Source organism: Pararhizobium sp. LjRoot238, assembly GCF_964252955.1.
Taxonomy (GTDB): domain Bacteria; phylum Pseudomonadota; class Alphaproteobacteria; order Rhizobiales; family Rhizobiaceae; genus Pararhizobium.
Genome location: NZ_CAXUPP020000001.1, coordinates 1,769,071 through 1,782,433, shown reverse-complemented (window position 1 = coordinate 1,782,433; position 13,363 = coordinate 1,769,071). Strand labels below are relative to the sequence as shown.

General features: G+C 59.5%; 11 protein-coding genes and 3 pseudogenes. 4 read left to right on the top strand and 10 right to left on the bottom strand.

From position 1 onward, the window contains the following. Window positions 1-4: 4 nt before the first annotated feature. From ACSQ3F_RS08725 to ACSQ3F_RS08695, 7 genes are all read right to left on the bottom strand, one after another. Complete coding sequence (locus ACSQ3F_RS08725; protein ID WP_436099850.1) at window positions 5-634, bottom strand: TadE/TadG family type IV pilus assembly protein; 630 nt, start codon at window positions 632-634, stop codon at window positions 5-7. Beyond that, complete coding sequence (locus tag ACSQ3F_RS08720; RefSeq protein WP_436099849.1) at window positions 628-1,110, bottom strand: TadE/TadG family type IV pilus assembly protein; 483 nt, start codon at window positions 1,108-1,110, stop codon at window positions 628-630. Before ACSQ3F_RS08720 ends, ACSQ3F_RS08725 begins: the two co-directional genes overlap by 7 nt. After that, a complete protein-coding gene (locus tag ACSQ3F_RS08715) occupies window positions 1,107-2,699 on the bottom strand; it encodes a TadE/TadG family type IV pilus assembly protein (RefSeq protein ID WP_436099848.1) in 1,593 nt (530 codons plus the stop codon). Before ACSQ3F_RS08715 ends, ACSQ3F_RS08720 begins: the two co-directional genes overlap by 4 nt. A gap of 114 nt (window positions 2,700-2,813) precedes the next feature. Further along, window positions 2,814-3,131: a pilus assembly protein gene (locus ACSQ3F_RS08710; protein ID WP_436102083.1), complete on the bottom strand. Its 318-nt coding sequence runs from the start codon at window positions 3,129-3,131 to the stop codon at window positions 2,814-2,816. Further along, a complete protein-coding gene (locus ACSQ3F_RS08705) occupies window positions 3,115-4,590 on the bottom strand; it encodes a type II and III secretion system protein family protein (protein WP_436099847.1) in 1,476 nt (491 codons plus the stop codon). Before ACSQ3F_RS08705 ends, ACSQ3F_RS08710 begins: the two co-directional genes overlap by 17 nt. Window positions 4,591-4,664: 74 nt before the next feature. Beyond that, window positions 4,665-5,669 (bottom strand): Flp pilus assembly protein CpaB, encoded by a 1,005-nt coding sequence (cpaB, locus tag ACSQ3F_RS08700; RefSeq protein ID WP_436099846.1) that lies wholly within the window; start codon window positions 5,667-5,669, stop codon window positions 4,665-4,667. 104 nt (window positions 5,670-5,773) lie between these two features. Beyond that, the gene (locus ACSQ3F_RS08695; protein WP_436099845.1) at window positions 5,774-5,968 is read right to left on the bottom strand and encodes a Flp family type IVb pilin; all 195 of its coding nucleotides are present in this window, start codon (window positions 5,966-5,968) and stop codon (window positions 5,774-5,776) included. Between the two features lie 331 nt (window positions 5,969-6,299). Here ACSQ3F_RS08695 and ACSQ3F_RS08690 point away from each other — a divergent pair, with 331 nt between their 5' ends. After that, window positions 6,300-6,821, top strand: coding sequence for a prepilin peptidase (locus tag ACSQ3F_RS08690; protein WP_436099844.1), 522 nt, complete (start codon window positions 6,300-6,302; stop codon window positions 6,819-6,821). Window positions 6,822-6,866: 45 nt separating this feature from the next. Here the strand turns inward: ACSQ3F_RS08690 and ACSQ3F_RS08685 are convergent. From ACSQ3F_RS08685 to ACSQ3F_RS08675, 3 pseudogenes are all read right to left on the bottom strand, one after another. Then, window positions 6,867-7,202, bottom strand: a pseudogene (locus ACSQ3F_RS08685) (electron transfer flavoprotein subunit alpha/FixB family protein); the annotation flags it as partial. After that, window positions 7,202-7,474: pseudogene (locus ACSQ3F_RS08680) on the bottom strand (electron transfer flavoprotein subunit beta/FixA family protein); the annotation flags it as partial. The pseudogenes ACSQ3F_RS08685 and ACSQ3F_RS08680, both read right to left, overlap by 1 nt. 21 nt (window positions 7,475-7,495) lie before the next feature. Further along, a pseudogene (locus ACSQ3F_RS08675) lies at window positions 7,496-8,110 on the bottom strand (aldehyde dehydrogenase family protein); the annotation flags it as partial. Between the two features lie 267 nt (window positions 8,111-8,377). On the opposite strand from ACSQ3F_RS08675, the gene ACSQ3F_RS08670 reads away from it, so the two are divergent. The 3 genes from ACSQ3F_RS08670 to ACSQ3F_RS08660 are packed head-to-tail and all read left to right on the top strand — an operon-like array spanning window position 8,378 to window position 13,355. Beyond that, the gene (locus tag ACSQ3F_RS08670; protein ID WP_436102082.1) at window positions 8,378-10,459 is read left to right on the top strand and encodes a hydantoinase/oxoprolinase family protein; all 2,082 of its coding nucleotides are present in this window, start codon (window positions 8,378-8,380) and stop codon (window positions 10,457-10,459) included. A 13-nt stretch (window positions 10,460-10,472) separates the two neighbouring features. Beyond that, window positions 10,473-12,125 (top strand): hydantoinase B/oxoprolinase family protein, encoded by a 1,653-nt coding sequence (locus ACSQ3F_RS08665; protein WP_436099843.1) that lies wholly within the window; start codon window positions 10,473-10,475, stop codon window positions 12,123-12,125. Between the two features lie 18 nt (window positions 12,126-12,143). Continuing rightward, entirely contained in the window at window positions 12,144-13,355 is a 1,212-nt protein-coding gene (locus ACSQ3F_RS08660) for a pyridoxal phosphate-dependent aminotransferase (RefSeq protein ID WP_436099842.1), read from the top strand. Window positions 13,356-13,363: the final 8 nt, after the last annotated feature.

Here is a 13,363-nt window from a genome sequence, read left to right as displayed (position 1 = left end):
GGGTTTAGCAGGTTGAACATGTCTTCAGGTCTTCGGTGGTGATCGTCACCGGGTGGGCGGGAATGACGACGTCATTGAGCCCAAGCAGTCCGCCAAGAACGGGAAGATCAAATGTAATATCGCGGACTTCCAGCCGCATGGTCAGCACCGGCCCGTCCGGCCGGCCCCAATAGCCGAGCCCCGAGCGCTGATAGGTAACCACTAGGTTCTCCGGCTGGATGCGCCAGTTGAGATCGCAAATGCCCGGCCGCGGATCGCCCGCCGCACAGGCACCGTCGCTTCCCTCCACAATCCGGGTCAATGCAGCAGCATCGCAGTTGGCGAGCGCTGGTCCACAAGTCAGGGATATCGTCGAATCATTCGGCGTCGCGTCCCCATTGTTCAATGGATCGTCGGCGTCGGTCGGGAAGGCGTCGGCGAAATCCTCGCTGTCCACCAGTGGATCGGATACGGCCGCAAGACGCGCGCCATATTGCAGCGCCTTCACCGTCTGGTTCCACTGCGACATGGCATAGCCGAACTCGACGAAGGCGGCGAAGACCAGGAGCACGATCGGGATCGTGATCAGCCCTTCGGCCAGGGACACGCCGCGATCGTCCCGCCAGAAGGAAAAGGGCGCGCGAAGATCTACCATCCCATGTACCTCTCTTCATGCGCGGAATTGAGGGTGATCGCATCGACGCCGAGCCAGGCGAACAGGGGAGAGGTCTCATAGAGATGTGCTGTCTGCACGGTGATCGTGCCGTCGGCATCGACCGGAGTGACGGTGATATCGGCAAGATTGGGTCCCCAGCCTGGCACGCGCAATGCCGCACCCTCGGCCGGGCTCTGGGTTCCATAGAAAGCGATCAGTTTCGCGGTCGCCGTCGAACAGCTTGACGTGTAGGTCGGCGAGGTCGGCCTGCAGCGCGACAGATAGCGCCCGGCGTCCCTCAGACCCGCGTCGATCTGCATTCGCTCCCAGAAGATATTGCCGAATTCGAGGATGCCGGCTGCGAACAGCGTCACGAAGGGCACGGCCAGCAGCGCCTCGGCAAGCACGGCGCCCTCTTGCCTCTGCCAGAAGCCGAAACAGAGCCGATGGAGAATGAAGTTTCGCAGCGCCATCATCTGACCAGCTCCGCTTCTTCCCGCAGGAATTCATCCAGCGTGCCACGGCCGCCCTGCCCCGTGATGTCGATGGTTTCGAGCGTCATATAGCGATCGTCACCGGAGGAATAGGCCGGCTTGACCAGAAACATCCGCGCGAAGGCCAGTGCTTCGATATTGTCCTGTCCCTGCGGATCCTGATCGACACAGTTCACGATCGCCGCGAATATCTCCCGCCGGTCGCCGTAGACGCTGTCCGGGTAGTCGGCGAGGCCATAGTTTTTGTGGCATTGGGGAATGCCCGTTTCGCCGCTCGGTGCCGTGTTGGCCAAGAGGTTGGCATTGCCCAGTTCGTAGTTATAGACATCATAAGCCGACGGGTTGACGCCCGATGGTGTCGAGCCCCCCGGATAGCTCGAAGAATAGCTACTGATCGTGCCCGCCGGCGCTACTGGCGGCGTGTAGCTTGGGTTGGATTTCAGCGGGCTCGGATTCTGGCCGGAGTGCGTGATGTCCCAATACATGTCCAGGTTCCAGTTGTTCGCGGTCGCTATCTTTCCGCCTCCGCCTGGAATGTCCTGCATGGTCGCGCCGTAGCCGAGCGGGACGGCGTTATAGGCCTCCTGTTCGGGAGAATAGGTCGTGCAGCTCTTACCGGACTGCTGCTGTGCCATGCGCACATTGTTGGCGGGCCTGAACCGAGGATCGCCATTTTCCTTGTTGAACGAACCGCCGTAAAGCCCGAACCGGGTGTTCAATCCGTGTTCGACCGGTCCGACGATGGCACCGGGCTCCGTATCGAGATCGTCCTGCTTGTAGCAAACGCCCGGGCTGCCGGAGCCGAGCGCCGCGGCCAACACATTCGCACCATTGCCGCTGGTTCTCAGGAAGCCAAAATTGCCGGGACCAGGTTCGTAACTGCCGCTGTTGCGCAGCTCAATCTGCAGGCCGTAGAGGTCCCCAGCGGCAAACTTCTGGTGAAACTCGTCGGCGGCGGCCTGCGCGTCGCCCCCAGCCGGATTTTCGAACGGATTGCAGATATAGATCGGCGTGACGTCGCAGGCGCTTGCCCGATAGACAGCAACCGCATCGGCGGAAACATTGATCGTGCCCCGCGTGAATCCGACCGGCAGCGGGAAGATGGTTTGCATCGCCTGCTCTTTGGCTGCGACCCAGGCATAGGCTGCTTCGTTGCTGTCCGTCGTCACCATCGATCCGGCGATGGGATCGTCGTCGTTATCCGGAATGGCCTTGAGAAACGTAACGGTGACCGTGCTTGCAGCGTCGTCACCGGCGTCGTAGGTCACCGTGAGGCTGGAGCCGAGCGACATTCCCGCCCCGCCGCCGCCAAACGCAGCGGTATTGGCGAGCTTCTCGATCGCCGCCTCGGCCCGGGCGATGGCGTCGTCGCGCCCGTCGAGCTCGCGGGCGCCAGTGAGCGCCATCGCGTCGACGGCGTTTTGAAGGTCGGTATGAAGATTGCCGCTGCGCCCGACATCGATCACGAGCAGCGAAAAGCCCAGCAGCATCGGCATGGATATCAGCGTCAAAGCGATGACGTATCCACGATGATCATTCCAGAACCGCCTGATAGCCGTACTCAACAACATTGGCATATCCCCCCATCGCGGCGCCTCTTTCGCCGTGACGTGTTGCGTTTACTGCATTCCTTTCCGCCGCTTCCTAATTCCGCCCGTCAATTCCCGTTCGTCGCTGGCAGCTCGTTACTGCCCGTACGGCGGCGCTCCGTTTGTCCCCATCGTGGTCACCGGCAGGACCACCGCCGTTGCCGGTGTCGCGGCGCTCTGCCCGCCCCCCTGGTAGTCGCGCATGACCCGGTGGACGGTCTTGCCGTCGCTGATGATGCGGGTGTTCTGCGCCACCTGCGGGAAAGGATCCTGTATGTGGATGCCCTTGTTGGCCTCCACCGCATTGCCCAATCCAAACGTGATCGAATCGCGATGATTCATGTAGTCGGCACAGCCCGAGACAAGGCTCACGGCCGCAAGGACCAGCAGGACGCGCTTATTTCTTGACAACAGCAAGGGTGCCTCCCACTTCGAGATCGAGACGGTGACCATAGGGTCCTTTCACGCCTTCGCCGTTGCGAAAGCGGCGCAGCATATCCTTGTCGACCTCCAGTATGCCAAGCGCGAAGAGCTCGACATCGTTCGACGAACGCGTCTGGTCGAGCGGACTGTAGAGATCCTCGCCGGGCGCTGACGGCCGCACGATATGCGGCGTGACGACGATGACGAGATCAGATTCCTTTTTCGCAAAGCTGGTCGAGCGGAACAGCGCCCCGAGGATCGGAAGCTTTCCCAGTCCTGGCAATTGCTGGATGTCCTTGGAATTGATCGACTGCAGCAGACCCGCCATGGCAAAGCTCTGGCCGTCGCGCAGCGCGACCGTCGTCTTCGCCGCGCGCGAAATGAAGCCGGGATTGCCGTTGACGCTGACGGACGTATCGAGTTCGGAGACTTCCGGTTCGATCTTCAGGTTGATCAGCCCGCCGTCGAGCACGACCGGCGTGAATGTCAGCCGCACACCGTACGGCCGATAGTCGGTCTGCGTCGCAACTGTCGCGCCGTTGTTCGTCGTCGTCTGGATCGGCACTTCGCCGCCGGCGTGGAAGCTCGCGGTCTCGCCGCTCATGGCGATCAGGTTTGGCTGCGCCAACCGGCGCACCAGCCCCTTCTGTTCCAGCGCATTGATGACGATGTCGATATTGCCGCCGGAAATTTCCAGCACCTTGGCAATCAGCTGGCCGAATGGCTGCAGGCCGGTTGCAACGCCCGAGGCGTCTCCGAGCGTGCGCACGAGTTGGTCGTCGTCGTTGGTCCCGATCCCCTGGCTCGTCGTTGCCTTGCCGATGCCGTTATTGCCCTGCCCGGAAAAGCCGATACCGAGGTCGCGGCCGGTCGACCGCGAGGCCTCGATCACCCGAACCTCCAGCATGACCTGCTGCGAATCGGCGACCCGCAGCTGGTTTAGGACCGGCTGATCGGAATAGGACTGGGCGATCTCCATCACCCGCTGCAGTTCGACGGCGTCGCGCACCATGCCTGTCAGGCGAATGCGGTCGTTGGAGTTGATGACCCTGACCTGCGAAGACGGTGCGGTGGAGCGAATGGCGGAGGCGACTTCAGTGAAATCGCTGGCAACACGGATATCGATGACGCCGAGAAGCGACTTGTCGTCGCCATAGACCGAGATGTTGGTGGCGCCGTTCTTCTTGCCGCGAATGAACAGCGACTTGTCGGAAAGCGGCACCACATCGATCAGCTCGGCGCTGCCGATCACCAGATCGCCAAAGGGTTTGCCGGTCTTGATCGTCAAGGTATCGTTCGGAGGGATCGTCACCTGCTGCACGGAGCCGGCAAGGCTGATGAACTTCTCCTGGGCGTCGGCCCGGCCGGCGAGGCCAGGGCCCCAGCAGCTATAGGCAAAAATTACCGCGGTCACCGCCGCGAGGGTTCTGGCTCCCGCCACCCCCTTCATGCTTCCCCTCATCATTCCGCTTAAGCCCCTCTCTCGCTCGGCTGCTGCGCATGCGGGCATGCCGCATTTCAAAGTCACTGGATCAGGCCGACTCGGTGCTCCTCGCGCTTCGTCGTGTTCCAGACGCCTACCGTCGCCCACTTTGGCTCAATCGGCAATACTTCGCGTTCAACAATCTGTACTTGTTTTTCCCGCAAAGGCGTCTTCATCTGGTTTTCGACCGAGTTTAGCCTGCCCCCCAGGTCATCCCCGACCTTTCGAACCAGCCGTTCGATGACGTCGAATCGACCATCGTCCGACTTTTTCGCAAGCCCCTCGCTAAGTTCGGTCGCGATCGGCCCCCCGCCGAGGTCCGCAACGGTAATCGGCCGCGTCTGTTCGGCAGAGGCAGACGCGATATTGCGCAGGGTAAGCGACAGGGTGCCGATATTGGCGCCCAACGTCAGGCGCTGTGCCTCTTCGGTCGTGACTTCGAAAGTCACCGTCTTGACGACAGAGGGCTCGTCCTTGCGCTCATCCGCGGTCTGGTCCACCGCCAGCACCTTCACGCCCTGGAGAAGCACATCGACATAGGTCTGCTCGCTGTTGTCCTGCCGGTTTTGAATGACGCGGGTGAGCAGCACGTCGACGCGGTCCGAGGGGCGCACGAAGCCCGCAACGCCGAGAACGTCGTTGACGCGGATCGAGACGGCCTTCATGCCCTGGTCAAGCGCCGCCGACAATGTCGCCCGCTCGCCGGCACCCGTGATCTTCGAGGCGAGCACAGGCTCGCCGGGATCGATCGCCGCCATGGCGTAGCGCGGCTTGTCGACGTCGCCGACCACCGCCTCGATGCTGTCGAACGAGCCGTCCGGCAGTTCCGCCGCGGGCCAGGGAATGGCCTTAAGACTTTCGGGGCGCACCGGGTCGCCGAAGCGCATCTCCTTAGCCGCGACAATGAGAATTTTCTCCTGCCCCTTCGTATCGCCACTGGCCACAAGCCGCGCCTGCTGGTCGGCGAGATAACTGCGCATCGCAAACACCGCGGTGCCGGCAAGTATAATGGAAAAAACAAGACTGAGGATCGTTGAGAAACGCATCGCCGGTACTCGCAACAATGGACAGAAATACGTCCGTTTCTAAAATCTATTTTAAGGGAGAGGGGTTAACAAAAATCCCCTCTCCCTTTTTATGAACAATAATATCAGGCGGGGATTGCCAGTGCCGTCGTGAACCAGCCTGCCCAGGCAGTCCAGACTTTGCCCAGATTTTCGCCGGCCAAAGTCACCGCGACGATAACGCCACCGACGAGCAAGGCAAGAAGGATCAGATATTCGGTCAGTGCCACGCCATCTTCTTCCCGCGCGAAAGCGCGTACTGCAGACAAAAGTGCTTTCATCGAGAATTACCTCCAAAATATTTGACAATATTTGGCGCGCCCGCAATGTCCTCCGGCCCGCCATGTCATCGAGACCACCTCTCCGACTGCTATAATTAATAATCCCTTAATTATTATATCGTCAACTACTAAAATATACCAATTTTCAACTTCTATATTTTATGGTTAACTTCCGATCGGAGAGAAGGGAGGTTTGGCCTGTCCATGTGCTGTACAAGCATGACAGGCGGTAGTATTTATTGACTTTCATCTACCCCAAAAGACTTAGCCTCGATTCCGTATCTTCTTGATTTTACGACAATCCGTCATTTTGAACAGATGGATAGGAAATATGACACAAACAATCAACATTATTACTGCGATTTCAGTATTACTTTTCCTCTATGCGGCCTGGAGCGATTTCCGCAGCTGGAAAATACCGAATGGTGCCATCCTCGCCCTTCTCGCCCTCTATTGCCTGCGTGCCCTGGCAGGATTGCTGACGACTGATGATATCGGTGCGGCACTCTTCTCCTCCATTGGGATCGGCGGCGATGCCGCGGCCGGCCTGCTGCTCTTTGCCCTTGGCGTCGGCCTCTGGACCTTCGGCCTCTTCGGCGCCGGCGATGCCAAGCTTTTCCTGCCGATCGGTCTTTTCATCGGCTGGCACAGCATGCTGCCCTTCGCCATCTTTCTCCTGATTGGCGGTGTCCTCGCCTTGCTGGCATTGCGATTGCCGATGCCGCTGCAACTGGCGCACATGTCCATTTTCATGCGCATCGAGGAAATCCGCACAATGCGCAAGGTCCCCTACGGCGTCATCATGGTCTTCGCCGCACTCTCGGTGCTCGCCCTGCGCTACGGCAAGGCCTGAGAGCATATTGCAGGCCGGCGGCAATTACTCCCGCTACCTTTTTTTTCAAATTGCCGTCTGTAGCTCCGGCAGGATATCGAACAGATCGCCGACGAGGCCGTAGTCGGCGACCTGGAAGATCGGCGCTTCCTCGTCCTTGTTGATGGCGACGATGACTTTCGAGTCCTTCATGCCGGCTAGGTGCTGGATGGCGCCGGAGATGCCGACCGCGATGTAGAGCTGCGGCGCGACGACCTTGCCGGTCTGGCCGACCTGCCAGTCGTTCGGGGCGTAGCCGGCATCGACGGCAGCGCGGCTTGCACCGACGGCGGCACCGAGCTTGTCGGCGACCGGCAGGATGACCTGCTGGAATTTCTCCGACGAACCCAGCGCCCGGCCGCCTGGTCGTCGGTCTCGACCAGGATCGCCCGGTCGGCGCCCATCGCCAGCGCCGTGCGCAGCGTTTCCTCGGCCTTGGCCGGACCGACGGAGACGACGACCACTTCCGAGGCCTTGCCGGCTTCCTTCAGCCTGAGCGCCTCTTCGACCGAGATCTCGTCGAACGGGTTCATCGACATCTTCACATTGGCAAGCTCGACACCGGAACCATCCGGCTTGACGCGGATCTTCACGTTGTAGTCGACGACCCGTTTGACGGTGACCAGAACTTTCATCGCAATGTCTCTCTTCTCTTTTCAGGCCGAGGTGTAGGCCGTCTTGACGACGGTGAAGAACTCGCTCGCATATCTGCCCTGTTCGCGTGGACCGAATGAGGAGGCCTTGCGGCCACCGAACGGCACATGGAAATCGACGCCGGCCGTTGGCAGATTGACCATCACCATGCCCGCTTCCGAATTGCGTTTGAAATGCGTCGCGTGCTTAAGGCTCGTGGTTGCAATCCCTGCCGACAAGCCAAACGGGGTATCGTTGGCCGTAGCCAGCGCCTCCTCGTAGTTCTTCACGCGGATGACACTTGCGACAGGCCCGAAGATCTCCTCGCGACAGATGCGCATCTGGTTGGTCGCTTCGGTAAACAGCGTCGGCTGCAGGAAGAAACCCGGATTGTCGCGCGAGATGGTCTCGCCGCCGAATGCAAGTTTGGCACCTTCCGACTGGCCAATCGCGATATAGTCGGTGTCCTGCTTCAACTGTCCCGCATCAACCACCGGGCCGATATGCGTGCCGGCCTTCAGTGCATCATCGACCACAAGTGTCTTCAGCTTTTCGGTGAGCGCCGCCACGAACCTGTCGTGGATGCCCTCCGTAATGATCAGGCGAGAAGATGCCGTGCAACGCTGGCAGATTTTCCGCCACGAGTTTGCCCGTGGTCGTTTTCTTTGGGCGGCAGGATCGGCCGGATTTGTCGCTCCGAGCCGGAGTTCTTTGCCTCCTAATCGCTCTCGCTCACCGCAATGAAACGAGCACCCTCATGTTGACACTTATATGTTAAGTGATATATGTAATATACGTCAAGCGGAAATATTTCTCCCTCTCTTGCGCAGGGCCGCGGCAATCGCTGGGAAACGCAGGAAAAACGGATACAAAATGCAGCGGAACAAAAAGTGGGGAACGAAATGGTGGCGAGCGCACCTCGGAACTGCCGCGTCGGCGTCGACATCGGTGGAACGTTTACAGACATTGCACTTGATCTCGATGGAGCACTCCATTCTACCAAGGTGCTTACGGACTATACCGCGCCAGAGCGGGCCATCCTCACGGGCGTAAAGTCCGTAGCCGAGATGGCAGGCATCAAACTCTCTGACATCGATATTCTGATCCACGGCACCACGCTCGCGACGAACGCCCTTATCGAGCGCCGTGGCGCAAAGACTGCGTTCGTCACGACGGAAGGATTTCGTGATGTCCTGGAGATGCGGACCGAAAACCGGTTCGAGCAGTACGACCTCAACATCGTGCTTCCACCAGCGCTCATCGGGCGCGTGGATCGCTTCACCGTCCGGGAGCGGATTGACGCCTCCGGCAAGACGCTGCTGCCGTTGGACACGAGCTCACTCGCCCCGCTGATCGACACAATTGCAGCAGGCGACTACGAGAGCGTGGCGATCGGTTTCATTCATGCCTATGTCAATGGCGCACACGAAGTGCAGGTACGCGAGGCACTGCTGTCCCGTCTGCCCCATCTTTCCGTTTCGATTTCATCTGAAGTGTCGCCACAGATGCGCGAATTCGAGCGCTTCAACACGGTCTGTGCAAACGCCTATGTGAAGCCGGCAATCAAATCTTATCTCGACCGGCTTGTGATCTCGCTAAAGGAGATTGGAGTCGGCTGCCCGGTCTACATGATCCATTCAGGCGGTGGCATTGTTTCAGTCGAGAGTGCATCGGAATTTCCGGTTCGGCTGGTCGAATCCGGCCCCGCTGGCGGCGCGATCTTCGCGGCCGACATCGCGCGGCGTTACGGTCTCGACACTGTGCTCTCGTTCGACATGGGCGGAACCACTGCAAAGATCTGCCTGATCGAGAACCAGGTTCCCAAGACCGCAAAGACGTTCGAGGTGGCTCGTACTTATCGCTTCCGAAAGGGAAGCGGCATGCCTATCTCCATTCCGGTCGTCGAAATGGTCGAGATCGGAGCTGGTGGCGGTTCAATTGCCGGCATCGATGCGATGCGGCAGATCCGGGTTGGTCCGCACAGCGCAGCGTCCGAACCCGGTCCTGCTTGTTATCAACGCGGTGGGAGAAATCCGACCGTAACCGACGCAGACCTTATTCTGGGCAAGCTTGATCCGGACAATTTTGCCGGGGGTGCGATCCCGCTTTCGATCGCAGCCGCGCGTAACGCCATGGAGCGCGAGATCGGAGCAAACCTTAAACTGGATGCCGATGGCGCCGCCTATGGGACGTGCGAGATGGTCGATGAAAACATGGCCAATGCAGGCCGTGTCCACACGGTCGAAAACGGGAAGAACATATCAGACTTTACGATGATAACCTTCGGTGGCGCCGGCCCGCTTCATGCCGCGCGTCTCTGCGAAAAGATGGGAATCTCCACCTTCCTGGTTCCGCCTGGTGCAGGCGTCGGCTCCGCGATAGGCTTTCTCCGGGCACCATTCGGGTACGAATCCGTACGTAGCGCGGTGTTCAACCTCTCAAATTTCGATACGGCCGGCGCAAATCGGCTCATGATCGCGATGCAGGATGAGGCTTTGAGCTTCGTCTCCGGGGGCCTTGATGCGGGTAGCCCGATCATCGATCGGATCGTCTTTATGCGATACGCCGGACAAGGGTGGGATATTCCCGTCGCACTTCCATTCAACGGTTTCGATGAGACCAGTGCCGGGCATATCCGTGATCTGTTTCTCGCAGAATACGAGCGGTTCTTTGGCCGGGCGATCGACGGTCTCGAAATCGAAATCGTCAGTTGGTCGGTGAAAGCCAGCTCGCCACTCCCGGATGTCGCGCGCGTCGCCGAGGTTGAAGGACGGCGCACAATGGAGCCCCGAACACGCCGACGCCTTTTCGATGCGGGCAGCAGATCATTTCTGGATGCAGGTATCCATGAGCGCGAAGGATTGTCACCCGGCGACATCGTCAATGGGCCCGCGGTGATTGTCGAGCGCGAGACTTCCACCGTTCTTACTTCGTCCTTTGCAGCGACCGTCCAGACTGATGGTTGCCTTCTCATCACCCGCCGTTGAAAGGGCCACGACAATGAGCGAACCCCTGATCGACATCCACATGCAGGTTATGTGGAACCGCCTGATCTCCGTCGTCGAGGAGCAGGCCCAAACCCTTATTCGCACGGCTTTTTCAACCAGCGTGCGCGAGGCTGGCGACCTTTCGGCAGGCATTTTCGACCTGCAAGGGCGAATGCTGGCGCAGGCGGTGACCGGCACGCCGGGCCACGTCAACGCGATGGCTGAATCCGTTGCTCATTTCATCAACGATATCGGGCCGGAAAGCGTTTTTGAAGGTGATGTCTACATCACCAACGATCCCTGGAAGGGAACCGGGCACCTTCATGATATTACCATCGTCACGCCTTCCTTCCATCACGGCAAGCTCGTCGGCTACTTCGCCTCGACTGCCCATGTCGTCGATATCGGCGGCCGCGGTTTTGGTCCCGATGCGCGGGAAGTCTATGAGGAAGGCCTGTTCATTCCGATCATGAAGTTCTTCGAGCGCGGCCAGGTGGACCGCACGCTGCTCAACATCGTGCGCAACAATGTGCGTGAAAGCGACAAGGTTGTCGGCGACTTCTACGCGCTGGCCGCATGCAACGAGACCGGGCACCGCCGTCTGATCGATATGTTGACGGAATTCAATCTCGATGACCTCGATATGATCGGCACCTTCATCCTTAAGCATAGCCGCGACGCGACGCTGGAACGCCTTCGCAACCTGCCACATGGGAGTTGGTTCTATAGCCTCGACCTTGACGGCTATGATGAACCCGTCACCCTGGCGGCCAAGCTCACCATTGGCCCCGAGGGCGTTCTGGTGGACTTCGATGGCACATCTGGAATGAGCAAGTTCGGGATTAACGTGCCACTGGTCTATGCAAAGGCGTATGCGTGCTACGGCATCAAATGCATCGTTGCAGCCGAGATCCCGAACAATGCCGCCTCGCTCGCTCCGTTCGACGTGGTTGCGCCCGAAGGCTGCATTCTCAACGCGAAGCGCCCAGCCCCGGTCGCCGTGCGTCATGTTCTCGGTCATTTCGTGCCGGATCTCGTTCTCGGCGCGCTTCATCAAGCACTGCCCGGCAAGGTGCCGGCGGAAGGCGCAAGCGCGCTCTGGAACCTTCACATGAGCGTGCGTCCGGTCAGCGATCAGATTGGCGGCAAGGGCGCCGAAATTCTCATGTTCAACTCCGGCGGAACCGGCGCTCGGCCGGCACTTGATGGGCTCAGCGCAACCGCATTCCCGAGTGGTGTTCATACCATGCCGATTGAAGCAACGGAAAATGTTGGCCCAGTCATCGTCTGGCGCAAGGAACTACGGGAAGGCTCGGGCGGCGCGGGCGAGCAACGAGGTGGCCTTGGGCAGACAATCGAAATCGCTGCGGCCGAAGGTTACATGTTTCGCTTTTCAGCCATGTTCGATCGGCTCGGACATCCAGCCCGCGGCCGCGAAGGTGGCCATGATGGAGCCGCCGGTTCCGTCTCGCTCGACGATGGCACAACGTTGCGCGGAAAGGGCCTGCAGTTCGTTCCGGAAGGAAAGAAACTCATACTGCAGCTTCCAGGTGGCGGTGGCTATGGCGATCCGTCGAAGCGTCCAGGAGGGTCTGTCAATGACGATATCCGTCACGGATACATCTCCGAAAGTCAGGCTGCGGCCGACTACGGCCGACAGCAGTAAGAAGTAGGAGGCAGCACCATGAATATCATGAATTTCGAGAGCAACCGTGCTCGCAGCATCAAGTCGTCGCCTTCTATGGCAGTTTCCATGGCGGCGAAGTCAATGCGGGCAAAGGGGGAGCATGTCGTTGATCTCTCTCTCGGCGAACCTGATTTCGACACGCCCGACTTCATCGTCGAGGCTGCGATTACCGCCATGCGCACCGGTAAAACCCGTTACACGAGCCCGGATGGAATGGAGGAGCTTCGCTCTGCCATCGTTGCGAAATTCAAGCGCGAGAACGGGCTCGATTACGCGATGGACGAAATTTCCATCGGCAATGGCGCTAAGCAAATCCTGTTCAACGCCTTTCTCGGGACCCTCGAACCGGGCGACGAGGTCCTTGTCCCGGCACCTTATTGGGTGTCTTACACCGATATTGTCATCCTGCATGGTGGCACACCGAAGATCGTCGCTTGCGGCGTGGAAAACGATTTCAAGCTCACGCCCGAACGTCTCGAACAGGCAATCACCGAAAAAACGCGCTGGTTCCTGTTCAATTCGCCGTCCAATCCGACTGGCGCGATTTATACGCAAGCTGAACTCGCAGCGCTCGGTGCCGTGCTGGATCGCCATCCACAGGTTTCCGTCATGTCGGATGAAATCTACGAGCATATCGTTTGCGGCAATGTGCCATTTACATCCTTTGCAATCGCCTGCCCGCAGTTGCGGGATCGCACGCTGATCATCAATGGCGTTTCGAAAGCCTATGCGATGACGGGATGGCGGCTCGGTTATGCCGCAGGGCCTAAGAGCCTGACGAAAGTGCTGAACAAGATGCAGTCGCAAAGCACGACGTGTCCCTCGTCGATCTCCCAGATCGCCGCGGCAGCAGCGCTCAATGGCCCGCAGGAGTTCGTGTCGACTGCCGTCCTGGAGTACAAGGCGCGTGGCGAGTTGGTGGCACGCGGGTTCTCGGCGATACCCGGCCTTGAAGTCCGGGCGCCGGAAGGTGCATTCTATCTCTTCCCGAAATGCGAACCCTATATCGGCCGCAGCACGGCGAGCGGCACGCGCATCTCAAACGACACCGACCTAGCCGCCTACCTTCTTTCGGAAGGCAAGGTTGCGACGGTTCCGGGTGCTGCCTTCGGGATAGAGCCGTATATCCGCCTGTCCTTCGCAACCTCGCGCGAGAACCTGTCCATCGCAATCGAGCGTATTGGAACAGCTCTCGCCGCACTCCGCTAATTTGAGCT

Coding starts and splice junctions, on each gene's coding strand:
- ACSQ3F_RS08720 (WP_436099849.1), bottom strand. CDS start 1,110: ATGATGGCGCTGCGAAACTTCATTCTCCATCGGCTCTGTTTCGGCTTC.
- ACSQ3F_RS08660 (WP_436099842.1), top strand. CDS start 12,144: ATGAATATCATGAATTTCGAGAGCAACCGTGCTCGCAGCATCAAGTCG.
- ACSQ3F_RS08705 (WP_436099847.1), bottom strand. CDS start 4,590: ATGAAGGGGGTGGCGGGAGCCAGAACCCTCGCGGCGGTGACCGCGGTA.
- ACSQ3F_RS08695 (WP_436099845.1), bottom strand. CDS start 5,968: ATGAAAGCACTTTTGTCTGCAGTACGCGCTTTCGCGCGGGAAGAAGAT.
- ACSQ3F_RS08690 (WP_436099844.1), top strand. CDS start 6,300: ATGACACAAACAATCAACATTATTACTGCGATTTCAGTATTACTTTTC.
- ACSQ3F_RS08665 (WP_436099843.1), top strand. CDS start 10,473: ATGAGCGAACCCCTGATCGACATCCACATGCAGGTTATGTGGAACCGC.
- ACSQ3F_RS08715 (WP_436099848.1), bottom strand. CDS start 2,699: ATGTTGTTGAGTACGGCTATCAGGCGGTTCTGGAATGATCATCGTGGA.
- ACSQ3F_RS08725 (WP_436099850.1), bottom strand. CDS start 634: ATGGTAGATCTTCGCGCGCCCTTTTCCTTCTGGCGGGACGATCGCGGC.
- cpaB (WP_436099846.1), bottom strand. CDS start 5,669: ATGCGTTTCTCAACGATCCTCAGTCTTGTTTTTTCCATTATACTTGCC.